This window comes from Virgibacillus ihumii, assembly GCF_902726655.1.
Lineage (GTDB): Bacteria > Bacillota > Bacilli > Bacillales > Amphibacillaceae > Lentibacillus > Lentibacillus ihumii.
This window is the reverse complement of sequence record NZ_CACVAN010000001.1, coordinates 466,023-482,630: the sequence shown is the minus strand read 5'-3', so window position 1 is coordinate 482,630 and position 16,608 is coordinate 466,023. Positions and strand designations below refer to the sequence as shown.

The 16,608-nt window shown below is 39.6% G+C and carries 21 protein-coding genes; 4 read left to right on the top strand and 17 right to left on the bottom strand.

The window, feature by feature from the left end; all coding sequences use genetic code 11:
- Nucleotides 1-102 precede the first annotated feature (102 nt).
- From bshC to HUX68_RS02380, 3 genes are all read right to left on the bottom strand, one after another.
- Nucleotides 103-1,728, bottom strand: a complete 1,626-nt coding sequence (gene bshC / locus HUX68_RS02390; RefSeq protein WP_174613153.1) for a bacillithiol biosynthesis cysteine-adding enzyme BshC — start codon at nt 1,726-1,728, stop codon at nt 103-105.
- A 113-nt stretch (nt 1,729-1,841) separates the two neighbouring features.
- On the bottom strand, nt 1,842-2,222 hold the full coding sequence (locus HUX68_RS02385; protein ID WP_174613152.1) for a DUF3397 domain-containing protein: 381 nt from the start codon (nt 2,220-2,222) through the stop codon (nt 1,842-1,844).
- Nucleotides 2,215-3,099: a 2-dehydropantoate 2-reductase gene (locus tag HUX68_RS02380; protein WP_174613151.1), complete on the bottom strand. Its 885-nt coding sequence runs from the start codon at nt 3,097-3,099 to the stop codon at nt 2,215-2,217. Before HUX68_RS02380 ends, HUX68_RS02385 begins: the two co-directional genes overlap by 8 nt.
- Before the next feature lie 176 nt (nt 3,100-3,275).
- Here HUX68_RS02380 and HUX68_RS02375 point away from each other — a divergent pair, with 176 nt between their 5' ends.
- Entirely contained in the window at nt 3,276-3,755 is a 480-nt protein-coding gene (locus HUX68_RS02375) for an N-acetyltransferase (protein ID WP_174613150.1), read from the top strand.
- A 61-nt stretch (nt 3,756-3,816) separates the two neighbouring features.
- Here HUX68_RS02375 and HUX68_RS02370 read toward each other — a convergent pair whose 3' ends face one another.
- The 4 genes from HUX68_RS02370 to HUX68_RS02355 form a co-directional block, all read right to left on the bottom strand.
- The gene (locus HUX68_RS02370; RefSeq protein WP_174613149.1) at nt 3,817-4,302 is read right to left on the bottom strand and encodes an RsfA family transcriptional regulator; all 486 of its coding nucleotides are present in this window, start codon (nt 4,300-4,302) and stop codon (nt 3,817-3,819) included.
- A 228-nt stretch (nt 4,303-4,530) separates the two neighbouring features.
- Nucleotides 4,531-5,286: an enoyl-CoA hydratase/isomerase family protein gene (locus HUX68_RS02365; RefSeq protein WP_174613148.1), complete on the bottom strand. Its 756-nt coding sequence runs from the start codon at nt 5,284-5,286 to the stop codon at nt 4,531-4,533.
- A 261-nt stretch (nt 5,287-5,547) separates the two neighbouring features.
- Nucleotides 5,548-5,724 carry a 50S ribosomal protein L32 gene (gene rpmF, locus HUX68_RS02360; RefSeq protein WP_174613147.1) on the bottom strand — a complete coding sequence of 59 codons (177 nt, stop codon included), beginning with the start codon at nt 5,722-5,724 and terminating at the stop codon, nt 5,548-5,550.
- Between the two features lie 51 nt (nt 5,725-5,775).
- Nucleotides 5,776-6,306 carry a YceD family protein gene (locus HUX68_RS02355; protein ID WP_174613146.1) on the bottom strand — a complete coding sequence of 177 codons (531 nt, stop codon included), beginning with the start codon at nt 6,304-6,306 and terminating at the stop codon, nt 5,776-5,778.
- Between the two features lie 231 nt (nt 6,307-6,537).
- Between HUX68_RS02355 and HUX68_RS02350 the strand changes: the two genes are divergently transcribed.
- Nucleotides 6,538-7,755 (top strand): nucleotidyltransferase, encoded by a 1,218-nt coding sequence (locus HUX68_RS02350; RefSeq protein WP_174613145.1) that lies wholly within the window; start codon nt 6,538-6,540, stop codon nt 7,753-7,755.
- Nucleotides 7,756-7,787: 32 nt separating this feature from the next.
- Here the strand turns inward: HUX68_RS02350 and HUX68_RS02345 are convergent, their stop codons facing one another.
- A complete protein-coding gene (locus HUX68_RS02345; RefSeq protein WP_174613144.1) occupies nt 7,788-8,816 on the bottom strand; it encodes a SepM family pheromone-processing serine protease in 1,029 nt (342 codons plus the stop codon).
- 336 nt (nt 8,817-9,152) lie between these two features.
- On the opposite strand from HUX68_RS02345, the gene ylbJ reads away from it, so the two are divergent.
- Nucleotides 9,153-10,361: a sporulation integral membrane protein YlbJ gene (ylbJ, locus tag HUX68_RS02340; protein WP_246206598.1), complete on the top strand. Its 1,209-nt coding sequence runs from the start codon at nt 9,153-9,155 to the stop codon at nt 10,359-10,361.
- A 36-nt stretch (nt 10,362-10,397) separates the two neighbouring features.
- Here the strand turns inward: ylbJ and coaD are convergent, their stop codons facing one another.
- The 7 genes from coaD to HUX68_RS02305 form a co-directional block, all read right to left on the bottom strand.
- A complete protein-coding gene (gene coaD / locus HUX68_RS02335; protein ID WP_174613143.1) occupies nt 10,398-10,874 on the bottom strand; it encodes a pantetheine-phosphate adenylyltransferase in 477 nt (158 codons plus the stop codon).
- 16 nt (nt 10,875-10,890) lie between these two features.
- Nucleotides 10,891-11,445: a 16S rRNA (guanine(966)-N(2))-methyltransferase RsmD gene (gene rsmD / locus HUX68_RS02330; RefSeq protein WP_174613142.1), complete on the bottom strand. Its 555-nt coding sequence runs from the start codon at nt 11,443-11,445 to the stop codon at nt 10,891-10,893.
- 287 nt (nt 11,446-11,732) lie between these two features.
- A complete protein-coding gene (locus HUX68_RS02325) occupies nt 11,733-12,008 on the bottom strand; it encodes a YlbG family protein (protein ID WP_174613141.1) in 276 nt (91 codons plus the stop codon).
- A gap of 71 nt (nt 12,009-12,079) precedes the next feature.
- Entirely contained in the window at nt 12,080-12,514 is a 435-nt protein-coding gene (locus HUX68_RS02320; protein WP_174613140.1) for a YlbF/YmcA family competence regulator, read from the bottom strand.
- Between the two features lie 58 nt (nt 12,515-12,572).
- Nucleotides 12,573-12,806, bottom strand: a complete 234-nt coding sequence (locus HUX68_RS02315) for a YlbE-like family protein (RefSeq protein ID WP_174613139.1) — start codon at nt 12,804-12,806, stop codon at nt 12,573-12,575.
- An 11-nt stretch (nt 12,807-12,817) separates the two neighbouring features.
- Nucleotides 12,818-13,195 (bottom strand): YlbD family protein, encoded by a 378-nt coding sequence (gene ylbD / locus HUX68_RS02310; protein ID WP_174613138.1) that lies wholly within the window; start codon nt 13,193-13,195, stop codon nt 12,818-12,820.
- 99 nt (nt 13,196-13,294) lie between these two features.
- Nucleotides 13,295-14,362, bottom strand: a complete 1,068-nt coding sequence (locus HUX68_RS02305; protein ID WP_174613137.1) for a CAP domain-containing protein — start codon at nt 14,360-14,362, stop codon at nt 13,295-13,297.
- A 172-nt stretch (nt 14,363-14,534) separates the two neighbouring features.
- Here HUX68_RS02305 and HUX68_RS02300 point away from each other — a divergent pair, with 172 nt between their 5' ends.
- Complete coding sequence (locus HUX68_RS02300) at nt 14,535-14,900, top strand: YugN family protein (protein ID WP_174613136.1); 366 nt, start codon at nt 14,535-14,537, stop codon at nt 14,898-14,900.
- A gap of 275 nt (nt 14,901-15,175) precedes the next feature.
- On the opposite strand, the gene HUX68_RS02295 is transcribed toward HUX68_RS02300, so the two are convergent.
- Together HUX68_RS02295 and ctaG are read right to left on the bottom strand one after the other, a co-directional pair.
- Nucleotides 15,176-15,631, bottom strand: coding sequence for a DUF420 domain-containing protein (locus tag HUX68_RS02295; RefSeq protein WP_174613135.1), 456 nt, complete (start codon nt 15,629-15,631; stop codon nt 15,176-15,178).
- A 59-nt stretch (nt 15,632-15,690) separates the two neighbouring features.
- Nucleotides 15,691-16,596, bottom strand: a complete 906-nt coding sequence (gene ctaG / locus HUX68_RS02290; protein WP_174613134.1) for a cytochrome c oxidase assembly factor CtaG — start codon at nt 16,594-16,596, stop codon at nt 15,691-15,693.
- Nucleotides 16,597-16,608: the final 12 nt, after the last annotated feature.

Here is a 16,608-nt window from a genome sequence, read left to right as displayed (position 1 = left end):
CGCCGGGATCACAGTGTATCCCAGCGTTTTTATATCAATATAATATAAAATTTCCAGACGTTTTTATAATTGGTGGTGAAAAGTGGTTGGATTTTAATATCTTCAAATGTAAACAATGAAATGGTCGTGATCAAATGAACAGATTTCATTTGTCAGTTGTTCAATAAATCCGGAACCGTATTTGTTCAGAAACGAAACCGGATTCCAGGTTCTCTCCTGAAGACCATTGTTTGGGTGAAGCGCCATTTCCACCAGACTAAATTCACTTAGTTCTTTCGCATACTTTTCTTCCATTGCCTTTCGAATACGCCCTTCCATAAAATCGATATCACGTTGCAAATAAAATAAATTCCGGTCTGCCAATTCTCCAAGATCTGTACGCACCTCGCTTGCTACTTCCTTAAGTGGTGCATGAACTTTCGCGATAGCGTCTTTAATTTCAGATGCCAGATGTTTCACAGGAGGGTTGTTCTGTGCAGCCAGCCAATTCGCTTTCAAGTCACCGGCACCATTGTTGATAACCTGTTCAGCTTGAATGCCATACGAATTCAACGCTTTCTCCACCCGTTTTTCCATGAAGGTAAAAGATAACCTTGGCAATACAGGCGGCATTTCTACTTCTGCAGCGTGGAAGGCTGGTTTCAATGCAGCCCAGTAACTGACTTCACCAGGACCGCCAACAAATGCCAATGTTGGAAAAAGCATTTCCTGCATAACCGGTCGTGTAACAACGTTATTGCTTAGCTGTGCGGGGTTTTCAGCAGCAATATCGAGAAGTTCCTGCTCCGAGAGCACCAGTTCATTTTGCTTCCCGGCCCATTCACCATTTTCATGACGGGTGAGCAAAATCCGTTCATGATCTTTCAGCAGAAACAAATGTCCATCCTGCCCGTCAACCTCAAGTGATACGGGATAATTTTTTTGATTAAGTGTTTGGACACTCTGATAGACTCCTTTACTGATTTCCGGCTGTTTATTAATCAACGTGATAAAATGATCGCTCTCCAATTTACGGATTTCCGGATCACCCGAGTCTGCAAGTACAATACCTTCCGTTTCAAAAAGGTGGTGAATAAAACGCGCAAAAAAGTCAACATATGTATTTGACTTCTGCAAACAGTCATAAATTGATTCATATAATTGATTGGTAAAAGCCGTTTCTTTCAACTGTTCAAAAATATGATGAACCCATTTTTCAGCATGCGTTTTATCTATTGGAATATCGGATAGAGACCGTTTCTCTGTAATACGATGCTGTATGGTATGTTTTTTCATAGAATAATTTTCCGGTAAATAAATATGGTTAATTTCATCAAAATCATGATCTTCACCAGCAATCCAAAAAACCGGAATAATCGGTTTGCCAAGCTTTACTTCCTGTTTTTTGGCAAATTGGATAATCGAAATAATTTTATTTATAGTATAAATCGGACCGGTCAATAATCCTGCCTGCTGACCCCCGATGACAACTGCACTGTCTTCTTGTTCCAGACGTTTGATATTCCTATATGCAGATTCCGGTGCTCCCCACTTTTTATTCATGGAGGTTAAAGCTTCTGAAAGTCGTCTTCGGTCAAACTTTCTTTCATTCAGTGACGCTAACCGCTTTTCCAATGCTGCTTCCGAATAAGGGTTATAATCAAAATGCTGCATAATACGTTGTCTATTTTGCCGATAATCATCTATTAATGGATTTTGCTTTGTCAGTTTAACCGGATCAATCTGCATAGCTGCATACTCCTTTACTATTGAAATATCCAGTATGTATTGTACATAAAAGTGCTTTAGATTGCATTTAATCTGTTTAAATCGTGAAAAGCGTACATTTTTTACGTTGCCTTTCAAGATAAAAGCTGCTGCATAATGCCGATTACCACCAGTACAATGTAGAGTAATACAAACAAGAGAAAACAAACCCGCCAGAAGATTTTAAAAACCTTGTAAAAGACTACTTCTGTATACAATTTCCAATGGACAACTGCAATTACTGTAAATATACTGAGCAGCACTATAACCCAAATACCTATAAAGGAACTGTCAAAAATTTGCTGAAGCATTACCAAAACAGCGATGATGTAGAGTAAAGTCGTCCAGCTGACAGCTTTATGTATGGCTTTCCATTTTTGCCTGTACACCTTTACTCCAATAACATAAACAATCAATGTCACTGCGACAGGAACGGTAATCATTAATCCGATTACATAGACAATAATATTAAGCATTATTCAATGAGCCCCTTTTCTTCTCTAATGCTTTAATACTTCTGTATACAAATTCCGTATTTGGGATCGGGTGTGTACTGATCCGCACCAAATAGCCGGTTATAGCCTCTACTTCCGTTCTTCTGCCTTCACGAATATCCTTCAGCATGGAGGAAACATTACTCGCCGTATTCCGGATGACTTTCTGCACCGACTCCCATGCAGCCGCAAAGTCCATATTGAGTACATTCGCTGCTTCACGGCAAAGAGCGAAAGCAAGCTGCTGCAAGTGGCAATTGTCAAGCAGCCCGCCGTTTGCAACGTCAAATAATGCGGTCAATGGATTGATCACTGTATTAATCAGTAATTTCTCATGCAGCAATAATTTCCAGTCTCCGGATAACACAAACGGAAAATCAGACCGATCCAATTGTGCGGTTAACTTCGTAAGTAATTCGTTACCTGCATTAAATGCAGCCAAGCGGATTCTGCCCTTCCCGGTATGATTGACGGTACTGTTTCCACTACGAAATGCCCCGTGTTCCACTACCCCAATCATTATTTGCTGATCTATCCGGTGTACTTTTTCGATATGTCCCATCCCGTTCTGCAGAAATATGACCGGTGTCTGCTCATTTGTTTGTTGAATAATTGACAAAATGTTATCAATATGCTGTTGCTTGACACAGACAATGAGAAGGTCCTCTGAAATCATTTCATTAACCAACAGCGCATTCACCCTGATTGATTCAGTGCAATCATCCAAAACAAGACCATCATCATTGATCATCGTTTTTTGTTCAGCCCGTCTGACGTAAACGGTAATTTCATGATCGTTTGCCAAATAGCTGGCTATCAGCAATCCGACAGACCCGCCGCCTATTATACCCACTTTCATTCGACATTCCGCTCCCCCGCAGGATAGATTCCCTTTTTCTTTATTGTAGCAGATGCAAAATAATTTGTATGGAAATATTCACGTATTTTTATATTATCTCGTTTCAATATAATCTGGTTTATACTATAATAAATGTAGAGATGGAATATAAATTTTGACTGATCGGGGGAACATGCATGAATAAACAGATAAACGTTGAAAAACTTTTAATCAACTATAAAACACTTGAGAAATTTAAACGTTTTAAAGCATACGGAAATCAGGAACTATCCATGCTGGAAGATTTACAAAACAACATTGTTGAAAATGACAGCACTTCACCATTTTATGGGATTTATGTCGGTAATAACCTTATTGCCCGGATGAGTCTGTATCAAGTATCCGCTAAGTATGATCAGTACTTCAATCCACCTCAGGATTATCTTGAACTGTGGAAACTTGAGGTTTTACCAGATTATCGCGGACAAGAATTCGGAACAGCATTGGTTGATTTTGCCAAAAGTTTCAATCTTCCTATTAAAACCAATCCACGAATCAATTCACATGGATTCTGGGAAAAAATGGGTTTCCAAAAAGCTAAATATGAAATGGAAAGAGACCTGGGAGAGAATCCACTTATTTGGATGCCGGACGGCGTTCAGGAAAAAGAAATTTAATTGGAGCTGCTAAAAAAACAAGACATGAATTGCCTGTCATTGGCATTCATGTCTTTCTTTTTCAATTCTTATTTTTTTCATTAACCCATTCCCAAAGATTCCCCATTTCAGACCAGGCTTCCTGGTAATTTTTCAACTTTAGTTTCAGCGACTCATTCTCACTTTTCAGTTGTTCTAAAAGATTCGCTTGCTTTGTATGGGGAGATCCACTTACGTTACTATTATCAGTCCGCATTTTTTCAAGTAAAAGAATAGCCGTATCAATAGGGTCTCTGTCCGATTCTTTGCCCGGTTCAATATATTTCCAAGCCTTTTTGCGGTTTCCCTGTTTTCGTTCCTCTTTTGCGTTTTCAATCGCATCCTGATATTGTTTGCGGATGGAGGCGTTCCATCTGAACCCACAAGCTGCCGAGGTCCGTGAAAGTTCCTTCCCTACTTCTTTAAACGCTTCCAGCTGTGTTCTACCCTCGCTAATATGGCGGAGCACGGTCTCAGCCAAAATTATATCTTCATCTTTTGTCCATGCATCCTGACGTGTCGCATTCATGACATCCCTCCTTACTGTTTGCTACCAATGTATGCAAAAAGTAGGAGTGATAGAATAATTCCGATTAAATAGTTTGAAAATTTATCAACAAAAACGTAACGCCATTTAGCAACATACATAGCAAAGCTTCATTCAGAGGGTGAGGAGGTATGGGGGTTGGGACTGCGCTAAACGCTCGTCCCACCAAGACCCATGCTGGTTGCCGGGACTGGAGCTGGACGTGGCTGATTATTTCCGCCCTCTGAAGTTCTGTACCGCTTCCTTGTGTTCAACCGAATCCCAAAGGTTGGCACTATTTCTTACCTCATCACTCATCGCAGCCGATAAACCAAGTACAGAAGTCCGCTTCATAAACTGCCGTTTTAAAGTATGCATCTGCTTACGTGATTTAGACAGATATGATTCTGCTAGTTTTGCATCATCCCATTCATGTTCCGGAACAACTTTGTGAAGCCAGCCTCTCTGAAATAAATACGATGCATCGTACATCTCACCCTCCAGTATCCAATGATACGCAAAATTGGGATGCACTTTTTCATAAAGTAATGCACCTCCGCCCCAACCGGGTGTGATGCCTAATTTTGTCTGGACAAATCCAAATTTGGTATGTTCCCTGGCAATTCGAAAATCACATGCAGTTGCTATTTCGCAGCCTCCTCCAAGTGCATCTCCATTCAATAAACAAATAGTAGGAACCGGGAAGGATGCAATATCATACAAGACCTCCTTCATCGGATACAAAGCCGAAAATGCTTCATCAGTCGTCAGATCTCCATGAAGATGTGCCAGGTCCCCGCCTGCACAAAACATTCTGTCACCAGCTGCTGAAACGACCAAAAACTTCAAATTGTCCTGTTTAGCAGTTTCCAGTGCCTCCTTCAGCTCATCAGTCATTACTGCTGAAATCGCATTAAGCTTGTCCGGCCGCTGTAATCGGATGGTGCCATAGCCACTTTCATGATGTATGTACTGTATTGTCTCCATTTTAATGAAATCCTCTCTTTCGTGTACTGCATCAATTGTAGCACAATATGAACGCTCCATTAAGAATGGCTGATTACAAGAAAAACGGGAATTTAACAAGGAAAAGCATCTTTAATCATGAGAAAAATAAATGTAACGGGGAGAAATATTTTATCAGGAGAAAGTCCAAAAATACGACAGATTAGAAGATATCCACAGAAGGCGAAATGCCTTATCAAAAAAACAGACCACTTTCGCCCCAGTGATCTGTTTCAGATAAATTTATGCTTCTGATACAACTTCTTTTCCGTCATAGTGTCCGCATGATTTGCAAACATGGTGCGGCTTAGCCAATTCACCACAGTTTGAGCATTCCACCATGCCAGGTACATGCAGCTTTTTATGAGTACGACGTTGGTTTTTAACCTTTTTGGAAGTTCTTCTTTTTGGTACTGCCATGACTTACACCTCCTTCAAAATATGAAAGCAAAACCAGAATAGTAAAAATTCCTATTTTTCTTTCTCATCTTTATTAAGCAATGACTCCAGTTTCTTCAAACGGGGGTCAATCTTTTTTTCTTCGGTATCCTCTGTAACCAGTTCCCAGCCTTCACCTTCTGTCGGAGCTTGACTGTCGGCATTTTCATCGCTGGAAAATACACGGTAAGGAACCTCTAATAAGATATTTTCCTTGATAAATGGAGCTAAGTCAAGTACTTCTCCATCAATTGGATGTACCTCATCTTCATTTTCCTCGTTATCATAATAAATTGAGTCGGAAAATACCTCAGTGGCTTTTATTTCAAACTGATATGGGACATCCACTAACGTTCGTGCACATGGTAAAATCATTTCTCCATCAATTGTAAATGAAAAAATTAGTTCGTCACCCTGATCATAAACCATTCCATAAACATGAACAGGATCAATCTTTCGAATATCATTATTCATGGCTTCCAATTCGGAAACATTTACCCAATCATCAAATTCAAATGGCTTTTCATAGGCATTTTTTTTAATTTGACCTACTGTAAACTTCATCGTCATCACCTCATGGCAACAAGAGTTATTTTAAAAGGAAAATCAGCTTTTGTCAACATATTTTCTTTACAGTTTCAGAAGTTGCATTGATCAATTTTTATTATTCATTTCGGTTATTCCACCTCTTCCCCACTATTCCCGGCAAACTTATTCATAACCATTCCCGCAACAATGCAGATTTACTCTTTTTTTGATACAATTAGTAACACTATATTTTAAGGAAGTGACGGTATGAACGCCTGTGGACTAATCGTTGAATATAACCCTTTTCATAATGGACACGCGTACCATATACAGGAATCCAAAAAAACTTCCGGAGCAGACTGCATGATAGCTGTCATGAGCGGGAACTTCCTTCAACGTGGTGAACCGGCGATCATCGATAAATATCATCGAACAAAAGCGGCACTGTCTGCCGGAATTGATATTGTTCTGGAGCTGCCATACGCGTATGCTGTCCAAAGCAGTGACCTCTTTGCGAAAGGTTCGGTACATACATTGAATGAAGCAGGTGTATCCAGTATCTGTTTCGGCAGTGAATCCGGTGATGTATCGCATTTCACCAATGGATATCGTCTTTTTTACGATAAAGAAACGATATTTAAAAAAACACTTAAAGAACAGCTCGCTCAAGGAACATCTTTTCCGGAAGCAAGCAGAATTGCATACCAGGAAATCGGACTTGCTGCTTCAGAAATGGACTTAACACGGCCGAATAATATTCTCGGTTTCAGTTACGTCAAAGCAATTCTGAATAGCAACCTGCCCATTGACCCGTTAACGATTAAACGAACCAAAAGCAACTACCATGATCAAAGCTTTTCCGGCTCAATAGCAAGTGCCACAAGTATACGAAAAGAACTGCTTGCAGAGGAAACCATCAAACCTGACCTTGCTGATACCATGCCTGTTGAAACCGTCAGCCAACTGAAAAACTACAAACAATATTCCGGCGTCTGGCATGCATGGAAATTATATTTCCCTATCCTGAAATACAGGGTTAAAACCATGTCTGCAAAAGAGATTGCTGCCATCCACGGAGTTGATGAGGGTCTGGAAAACCGTATTAAAAAAACAGCCGATGAAGCAATTTCGTTCACGGATTGGGTGCAACGTATTAAGACAAAGCGATACACATGGACAAGGCTGCAACGGATGTTTGTTCATTTATTGACCAATACGAAAAAAAATGAACTGAATGCAGCGAAAAATAATCCTTCTGTTTCCTTTGTCCGATTACTTGGTATGACGGAAACCGGGAAATCCTACTTGAATTTACAGAAAAAGAAGATGAATGTCCCGCTCATTTCCAATTTAAACAAAAACACCAGCTCCTTGCTTTACATGGAGGAAAGAGCAACGGATGCATATTACAGTATAATGGACATTGACAAACAAAAAGCATTTCATGACCAAGAATTGGACCCGCCTGTCATCATTAAAACTTGAAGAGACCCTGAGCTGCTCCAGGGTCTCTTCCTTTAATTTTTATTGGGCTTCAATTGTTGAAGGTAGTCAAGTGCATCTTTAAACGTTTTAACAGGAACAATTTTCATATCGGTACCAATTTCTTCAGCTGTATTCTTCGCTACTTCATAGTTGGACTTTTCATCCCCGTCTCCATTCGGAGCAAAAAAGATATCACAGCCTTCTTCAGCTGCAGCAATAACCTTCTTATCTATGCCACCAATCCGAAGCACATTTCCCTCGTAATCCACTTCACCTGTACCAGCTATCTGATATCCCTTCGTCAAATCTTTTTTCATTAATTGATCATATATTTCCAATGAAAACATTAATCCGGCACTTGGTCCACCTATGCTTCCGCTCGAAAAGCTGACATCCGGATCAACTTCCACACCTCGATCAGTGACAAGCCGGATACCAATACCAACTTTGCCATCCATTTTTTCATACGTGTCAAGTTTTATTGTTTTCGTAAGTTCTTCACCATTCCTGATTACTTCCAGGGTTATCGTATCCCCTGCTTCCTTGTCTTCCACATATGATATAAGATCTTCGGCCTTATTGACTTCATTACCGTCAACTCCGGTTATTCGATCACCAGACTGCAATTTACCATCCGCCGGCATATCTTTGACAACCGACACAACATAAACACCATTATATTCAATCTTGATATCTTTATCAGCCGCTTTGTAGGCAACAGCAATCGCTTTCTCCTGTGATGTATCCATCATCTTTAGCTGCACATGGTAATATTCTTCTTCTGAAACCCCTTCAGGTCTGATTTCGTTGATTGGATGCAGCTCATGGTGCGGCTTAATTTTTGCCCATAAATATTGAATTGGAGTAACCTGACCGCCTCGGACAGTAACAAGGTGCATATCACCTTCACTTGAATAGCCGTCTTCCACCTCAACTATAGGATTTAATGCATCTGCACCACCGGGTTTATATACATAATAGGGAAGCTGATAGGCTGAAATAAAAAATACAGCCAGAATTACGATGATAAAAGTTATGATATGTTTTTTGTTTACGTTCATGATCGGACTCCTTCCAGTTCCAAATACCACAACTTCTCTGGAGTATTACAAAGTCTATGGCATAAAAGTGAGATGTATGTGCGTATATTTGTATAGACCTGTTCCTATTTGAGTAAATGACTTAGATATTAAACATACGCTAGCATCAGTTTACTACTATCAAAAATAGAAGTACAGGGTTAGAAAACCTGGCTTATCGATCAGGAGATTCAAGTAAGAGCATCTTTGTTTTCGTGAAAAGGTTTCATGCCCTGGAGTACAAGCTTTAATAGATAACCCCTAGCAGCACTTATGCAGTGTAAAATGACTGCCAAGATTAGTATGGGAGGCTTTCCATTGATTCAAAAAATAAAGACAATCCTTCTCTCAGTAGTTACGGTATTTCTTGCCTTTTCTTTAATTAAATATCCTGATCAGGCATTTGAAGCAAGCCTCCGCGGGTTAAGTATGTGGTGGGAAGTTGTTTTTCCTTCACTATTACCTTTCTTTATTACGGCGGAACTGTTAATCGGATTTGGCGTTGTTAAATTTATCGGGGTGTTATTTGAACCGGTGATGCGACCGCTGTTTAATGTGCCAGGGGCAGGAAGCTTTGCATGGGCGATGGGTATGGCAAGCGGATATCCAACAGGCGCCAAGATATCAGCCCGATTGCGGGAAGAGAAACAATTATCCCGGGTTGAAGCAGAACGGCTCGTTTCTTTTACAAATGCTTCCAGCCCACTATTCATTTTCGGAGCAGTATCGGTCGGATTTTTTTACGATATGAAGCTGGGAATTCTGCTTGCTGCCGCACATTATATCGGCAATGCGCTTGTCGGAATCTGCATGCGGTTTTATGGGAGAAAAGAGGACCGTGCCCGTAGTTTACGGGGCAAACGAACACCATCACTCAGGCAGGCGTTCCAGGAAATGCATCGTTCCCGGATGAATGATCATCGTCCATTTGGACAAGTTGTCGGTGATGCTGTACTGAACTCTATTCAAACACTTGTAATGGTCGGCGGCTTCATTATTCTGTTTTCTGTCATCACAAAATTACTGTACATTATTGGTCTGTCACCATTGATAGCTACTTTATTCGAATATATTTTACAGTTGTTTACACTGCCGGCAGATCTTGCATTACCATTATTCTCAGGGTTATTTGAAATCACGCAGGGTGCTAAGGCAATCTCGCAAACGGAAGTGGCCAATCTGCTTCCTAAATTTATTGTCGTCAGTTTCATACTTGGATTCAACGGTTTTTCTGTCCAAGCCCAGGTGGCAAGTATTATTTCGCGTACTGACATCCGCTTTGGTCCTTATTTTTTCGCACGTATTTTGCACGGTCTATTTGCCGGCATTCTTACGCTCATCCTGTTTAAGCCATTGTATTTGAACAGAACTTCGTTTGATTTTAACGGTGTCCCCGTATCCAATGGTCCTGTTAACAACACATGGGCAAATATTATACAATTTTTGGAGACTGCCGGACCAATGATAACATTTGGCTTCTTGCTGATTGCTGCGATGATACTGAATAAACGTATTCACAGAAAATAAAGAGGCTGCCCCAATGGGAGAGCCTCCTGATTTTATCTAAAATTTTTTGTTTAACGCTTCTTCCACAGGCCTTGGCACCAAGTCAGATACATTCGCCTTATATTTGGCGACTTCCTTTACAATGCTCGAGCTGAGGAATGAATATTGATTGTTCGTCATCATAAACAACGTTTCAATATTTTCATTCAATTTTCTGTTCATGGAAGTTATTTGCATTTCATACTCAAAATCACTTACCGCACGTAACCCGCGAAGAACAGCCTGTGCATTTTTTTGCGTTGCATAGTCAATTAACAGCCCACTGGAAGAATCAACTGAAACATTTTCTAAATGCTCTGTTGACTGCTTAAGTAATTCAAGCCGTTCTTCAACCGTAAATAATGGGGATTTTGACTGATTATTAAAAACAACAATGATGACATGGTCAAAAATTCTGGCACCCCGTTCGATGATATCCAAATGGCCATATGTAACAGGATCAAAACTTCCCGGGCAAATTGCTAGTCTGGTCAAAAGCAAGCGCTCCCTTCTATCTTCTCTTATATATTGTAATGCTTATCGTACCGCCATAATCCGCCTGTTTTGACATCAAAAAGGAGCCGATTTCTTTAGGCATTTTTTCCGATGTACCATGTTCGTAGTATATCATGCCGTTGCTTTTCAACAACTGTAAATTACTGATGCGTTCCAGTAATTTAACATAGCTAACCTTTCCATATGGCGGATCAAGAAAAATTAAATCAAACTGCAAATTTCTTTTTGAGGCCGCTTGTAACGCCCGAAAAGCTTCTGCACGGAATATTTCTGTCTGTTCCGCCAGTTTTAATAATTTTACATTTTCATGGATTGTATGTATTGCTTTCGGGTTTTTATCCACAAACACACCTGATGTCATCCCTCTGCTAAGCGCTTCCAAACCTAATGAGCCGCTTCCGGCAAAAAGATCCAGACAGCTTCCTTCGTTAAAAAATGGTCCTATCACCTGAAACACAGCCTCTTTAACTTTGTCAGTAGTGGGTCTGGTTAATTTCCCAGGTACTGATTGAAGCTGTCTTCCTTTATAGCTTCCTGCAATTATCCGCATATATCCACCTCAAATGACATCTCCCGACTTTAATCCTATCAAAAAATGAAGATTATGTGTATATATTTATTTTCCATGTCCATAATAACATATGAAGCAGCTAATTGATTGGTTGTTTCATACACGGAGAAGACTTACACTTCCCCATAAGTTCTTCCTCCGGTTTCTCCTCTCCCTTTGCCTTTTTGTTTTCTGAACAAGGAAACAAAGGGACCTGCAGAACAATTGTCTGCAGGTTTTTTTATTTTATAGAAAAAACCTTTGCGGTAATATGAACTCCGCAAAGGTTAGATCCCCATTTTATAATCATACTGCTTCGCCTTATCCGGTATTGCATTTTCATAATCAGTCCGGATAAATGGCTTTTGTGATTGATCTATTTTGGAAACGAAAGAATGCTTCAATAATTTGTTCTCCACATCTTCTAAACCTTCCTGATCCACATAGATTACAGCATATTTTAATTTTTTGGACGCATAAATTAAATGACCGTATCGTTTGATATGTTTCAAATTTTTCATGTGCTGAAACCAGACAATCAGCCCCTGACGGTTGGTTCTCATGTAATAACCCCGCTCACCATTCATTTTATATCAGTTTATCAAAAAGAGATAAAGTCGGCAATGGGTTTCCATTACGATGCTTTACAGCCGCATTTACCGCCGCTGCCGCATCCACCGTGTGATAATGCTGCACCGTCTTTTGGTGCTTTTATATCATCACTGACACTTAGAGCAACATAGCTGCTGATTTCATCGAGCAGCTTTTGCAAATTGCGTTCAGCGATTTTAAAGGCAGCGACCTTATCGTTCATATCCATTTCGCGTTTTGCCGTTCGTACCTTTTTCATGATTTCATTATAATCCGGATGGTACCTGCCAAATCGCTGTACATCCTCATAGTGTAACTTTATATCATTAAAAGCTGCGATAAGTCGTTGAGCTTCCTGATCTTCCTGTAAAGCAATCCGGGAATCATTGAAGGATTCCACAACCTCCGAATCCAAGACCATCTTTCCAAGCAGCTCGGAGCGATCAAGAATATCCACGTACTCCATCGTACCTATCATTTCATCCACCTCCACTTTAATCATATCACGTAAGGAAAAAGATTAAAATGGGAACATCCTAGTCTTTTATGTTCGCAGCCAGTTGGGCAAACATATGAAGCATTTGGACATGATTTCCGAATTTTTCAATCTGCTGTGGCAGTGTTTTTCCATAATAGACCTTAGCTTCCTTTTCAATTTCCGAAATCAAGTGTGGTTCCCTCGTAAGATATCGGTACCAAATCGGGTTTTGCCTGATAAAATTCACATATGACGGGTTGTTCTTCAGAATACGATACGTTTCCGTTTGCATGAAAACATCACCTAATCTCTCTTCCAATTAAACGGATTATTTGGATTTCCAAATGGGTTCGAATTTTGTTTCCGTTGAAATTGACCAAGCATTTCCTGAAGAGCAGAAATACTATGATTTAATTGTTTTATCTGTTTTTGAACTTTTTCCGCATCGATATTTTCTGTCATTTCCAATACTTTGCCGAAAATCTCCGGCTTTTTTCTGTCTGATCTGCTACTTTCTTTATAATCATCCCAAAACGGGTCATCGTGATCCAACAACGACCACTTTTCATAATATTCCTGCCATCCACGGCCATTTCTTCTAACCTCTTCAATAAGTTTAGGATGTTCATTAATAAACTGTTTGAATTCCTTTATCGTCGGGTGCAGTTCCTCATCATGCATACTCACTCACCTCAATTTAGATATCTCTTTTTATTTTATGACGATAGGCAAATTACCGTGCGAAAGAAAAGAGACACAGTCTCCCGTGCCTTTTCCCATTTACGATTGTGGTATTTTTAGAAAATTTTGGGTGTAATAGAAATGATATACTCCTACACCGAGATGTGTATAGTCTGCATTCAGCAACGCCTGTCTGTGCCCTTTGCTGTTTAACCAACCATTCATTGCCGAAGGGGAATCAGGATATTTCGCTGCAATATTCTCACCTGCAGCCTGGTAGTAAACTTTTTTGGCAGTAAGACGTTCTTTTAAACCTGCTCCGCTTTCACTATAATGTGAAAAATAACTGTTAACAGCCATATCCTTACTATGTTTGAAGGCAACCTGACTGATTTGCTTATTCCACTTCAAGGAAGGTTTCCCATGAATATTTCGCATTACATTGGTGATATCAAATATCTGCTGCTCCATTCCGCTCTCGATTTTTTTCCATTCCTCCTTTGAAGGGTTCGGTTTCTTTGGAAGTTCTCCACGGTATTCCATTGCATACGGACGATGCTGCAGCAAAACATCACCAGTTACAATTCGTATGGAAGATAACTTATTTGTAAATGTATCCATATAACATTGCATAAAAATGTTATCAGTCAATTTTGCAAGCGGACGTGAATTCAGTTCCTGATCATCCAATTGAAATGTATATGAAGATAGGCCAGTATTATAGGTTACCTCGTTCGATATTTCCAGGTTCTTTTTAACGGATTCATAGTCCTGTCCAATATGAATCGGGTCAAGTGACAAATTCTCCCCGATTGCATAAATTGTTATAATTCGATTATCCTGGACACCAAATTGAATATATTGATTATGCTTATTTTGATAGACCCACCAGACATAACCATACGCACTCCTATCTTTCCGAACAGGTTTCCCTAATTTTTGTGTTAAGGTGTCTGCATTCTTTCCAATCCATTGATAAACCTTCCCGTCAAATGGAATAGGATTACGCTCCATAACATTCTTCGTTTTCACTTTGTTTTTCTTTTGTTCAAACTTATTTGCTGCATTATCAGTTAACTTTACCGGGGACGAATTGCTCTTATCCAGAAAATAAAATCCCCCTGTCAGTATAATCAGCAGACCAGCCAGTCCAAGAAAAAGTCTCATAAAACGCTTCCCCTCTTTTTGAATAATTCATACTTAACTATATGTTATAAACTAGAAGTAATTCTTTTTTCTCTATTATTTTTTATTTTTCCACCTTTTCACCATATTTATTGCAACTTGCCCATCTTTTTACTATTATGGTTATGTGAGTACAAATATGTGAGGTGTAAAAATGAAGCTGGAAAATACTGGTATTGAAGACTCTATCGTTGATATTAAACCTCTGGATCGGCTGATGGGAAAACACGCTTTCATTCGTGCGGGCCAATGGGATTATGAACGCGTAACATATGATTACAAAATTGGTTCAAAAGAAAAAAATATTACATATTACATCCGAATTCAAGGTTATGCTGTTGAAGGTGATGTGGACCGTGGAAATGCGGTAATCCAACTGATGACACCCCTTCTGGGAAAACATTACTACCCGCATGGGGTTGAATATGGTGAGGATGAAAATTTCCCTGAAAACCTGGTCAATCGTGCTGTTGATTTAGTATCCAAAGTTAAGGAAGAAGTCGAGATTTACAATAAATAAGCCAACAAACAGATAACTGGCCTGCAACTTCAAGCAGCGATTGCCAAACAATCATTCGAACCATTAATTCTTCTAAGAGCCCTGATTTATTTAAATGAATACATATCTGCTTGGCTTCAGAAAGGACGGTTTGATAACATATTGGCCCCCCGAAGCTGAACATGATTATTCAGATAATATTATTAATGTACAGGCAAATTTTGTCTGGACTAACAGAAAAAGTGTACAGGCATTTTGCCTGTACACTTTTTTAACTTACCACATCAAGTTATGAATCAGCCACCCAAAATGGCTTTAAGCATACTTGTTGTCTTTCCTCCATCATAAATAATATACAATAGCAAATATACCATAACACCGGTAATTGCACTGAAAAACCAAATAACACTTGTCACTGGACCAATTTTCCGGTGAATCCTGATTTTACGTTTCAATGCAAGCGTAATCGTTACCACTCCAAATATTGCACCGGTAGTTGCCAATATAATGTGGAATATCAGGAAAATAGTATAGTATATTTCAATACTCTCCGGGCCGCCAAAACTGGTATTCCCGATAAACGCAGTTCGTGAAACGTAAATAATAAAAAACACTAAAGCACTTATTGCAGCCGCAATCATTGTTTTTTTATGCGCTTTCGGCTTATCTTTTATAATAAGCCGCCATCCGATTGCCACCAAAACGGCGCTTAAAATAATAAAAAATGTACTGATTGTCGGTAGAATTGGCATAAATCGAACTGTCTCCTTCTCTGTTTGTCAAAATTCCAAGCCTGATTCAGCTTTATACATTAATGCTCGCTCGGACTTGTTGTTGGAATCGGATCAACTCGAAGACTTTCCCGGTTAAACCATCCAAAAAATATTTTTCCCAGCATTATTCCATACGTAATTTCCTGCATAAGCTTCATGATGATACCACCCAGTTGCTGGTCCTCCAATGTTGTCATTGGGGAGAACATTTCAGGTCCGGAAATACTGTATGTTATGTTTTGCAGAACACCATTTGGCACACAAAGCGACATCGCCTGTATCCACGCACCATCCTGCGAATATGCAGCGTAAACCGGTACATCAGCGAAAATAATTAGCACACATGCGGGAGTAATCAGCACTCCGTTTGCAAAGATATAAAATATTTTAGCAAGCGGGGAAAGTTTATCAAATTCTCTTAAAGGTGACATTATTGGCCACCAAACAATAAATGCCGCAACCAGAATTATTAGTGAAATGCTCGTATGGGCAACCTGTGATGATTTTGCAAAATCAAAAATTCCGGGCATATGATATAACGAAAACAATGTGTTAAACAACAGCAGGGAAATCAATGGCTTTGACAAAAAGGAAACAATCGGTTTAATGACCGGTCTGTATATAACCTTCTCCCATATCCATTTTGGGATCCCTTTGATAATCAGAATAGGAAAAATCAGATAGTAAATTGCCATCTGAATCATATGCGCTGTCAACATAATATGTGTAAGCAGGTCTACCGGCGATCCTTTGACAGCATACAGCAAAATCATAGCAACATAAAAGAAAAGCTGCTGCTTCCGGGAAGGTTTTTCCCCTCCGCCAAATTTATGCCGATACGGTCCGGTAACAAGATAATATATAAGTGCAAGCCCCGCAACAAACAGGAAAAAATACGGGCTCCAAAGTGCACGGAAGCCAAAAATCTGTATTTCTAACCACATAGATAACAACTC

Bases quoted from the DNA above. Each gene is read 5' to 3' on its own strand.
- bshC (WP_174613153.1), bottom strand. From the start codon at position 1,728: ATGCAGATTGATCCGGTTAAACTGACAAAGCAAAATCCATTAATAGAT.
- HUX68_RS02385 (WP_174613152.1), bottom strand. From the start codon at position 2,222: ATGCTTAATATTATTGTCTATGTAATCGGATTAATGATTACCGTTCCT.
- HUX68_RS02380 (WP_174613151.1), bottom strand. From the start codon at position 3,099: ATGAAAGTGGGTATAATAGGCGGCGGGTCTGTCGGATTGCTGATAGCC.
- HUX68_RS02375 (WP_174613150.1), top strand. From the start codon at position 3,276: ATGAATAAACAGATAAACGTTGAAAAACTTTTAATCAACTATAAAACA.
- HUX68_RS02370 (WP_174613149.1), bottom strand. From the start codon at position 4,302: ATGAATGCGACACGTCAGGATGCATGGACAAAAGATGAAGATATAATT.
- HUX68_RS02365 (WP_174613148.1), bottom strand. From the start codon at position 5,286: ATGGAGACAATACAGTACATACATCATGAAAGTGGCTATGGCACCATC.
- rpmF (WP_174613147.1), bottom strand. From the start codon at position 5,724: ATGGCAGTACCAAAAAGAAGAACTTCCAAAAAGGTTAAAAACCAACGT.
- HUX68_RS02355 (WP_174613146.1), bottom strand. From the start codon at position 6,306: ATGAAGTTTACAGTAGGTCAAATTAAAAAAAATGCCTATGAAAAGCCA.
- HUX68_RS02350 (WP_174613145.1), top strand. From the start codon at position 6,538: ATGAACGCCTGTGGACTAATCGTTGAATATAACCCTTTTCATAATGGA.
- HUX68_RS02345 (WP_174613144.1), bottom strand. From the start codon at position 8,816: ATGAACGTAAACAAAAAACATATCATAACTTTTATCATCGTAATTCTG.
- rsmD (WP_174613142.1), bottom strand. From the start codon at position 11,445: ATGCGGATAATTGCAGGAAGCTATAAAGGAAGACAGCTTCAATCAGTA.
- HUX68_RS02325 (WP_174613141.1), bottom strand. From the start codon at position 12,008: ATGAGAACCAACCGTCAGGGGCTGATTGTCTGGTTTCAGCACATGAAA.
- HUX68_RS02320 (WP_174613140.1), bottom strand. From the start codon at position 12,514: ATGATAGGTACGATGGAGTACGTGGATATTCTTGATCGCTCCGAGCTG.
- HUX68_RS02315 (WP_174613139.1), bottom strand. From the start codon at position 12,806: ATGCAAACGGAAACGTATCGTATTCTGAAGAACAACCCGTCATATGTG.
- ylbD (WP_174613138.1), bottom strand. From the start codon at position 13,195: ATGCATGATGAGGAACTGCACCCGACGATAAAGGAATTCAAACAGTTT.
- HUX68_RS02305 (WP_174613137.1), bottom strand. From the start codon at position 14,362: ATGAGACTTTTTCTTGGACTGGCTGGTCTGCTGATTATACTGACAGGG.
- HUX68_RS02300 (WP_174613136.1), top strand. From the start codon at position 14,535: ATGAAGCTGGAAAATACTGGTATTGAAGACTCTATCGTTGATATTAAA.
- HUX68_RS02295 (WP_174613135.1), bottom strand. From the start codon at position 15,631: ATGCCAATTCTACCGACAATCAGTACATTTTTTATTATTTTAAGCGCC.
- ctaG (WP_174613134.1), bottom strand. From the start codon at position 16,596: ATGTGGTTAGAAATACAGATTTTTGGCTTCCGTGCACTTTGGAGCCCG.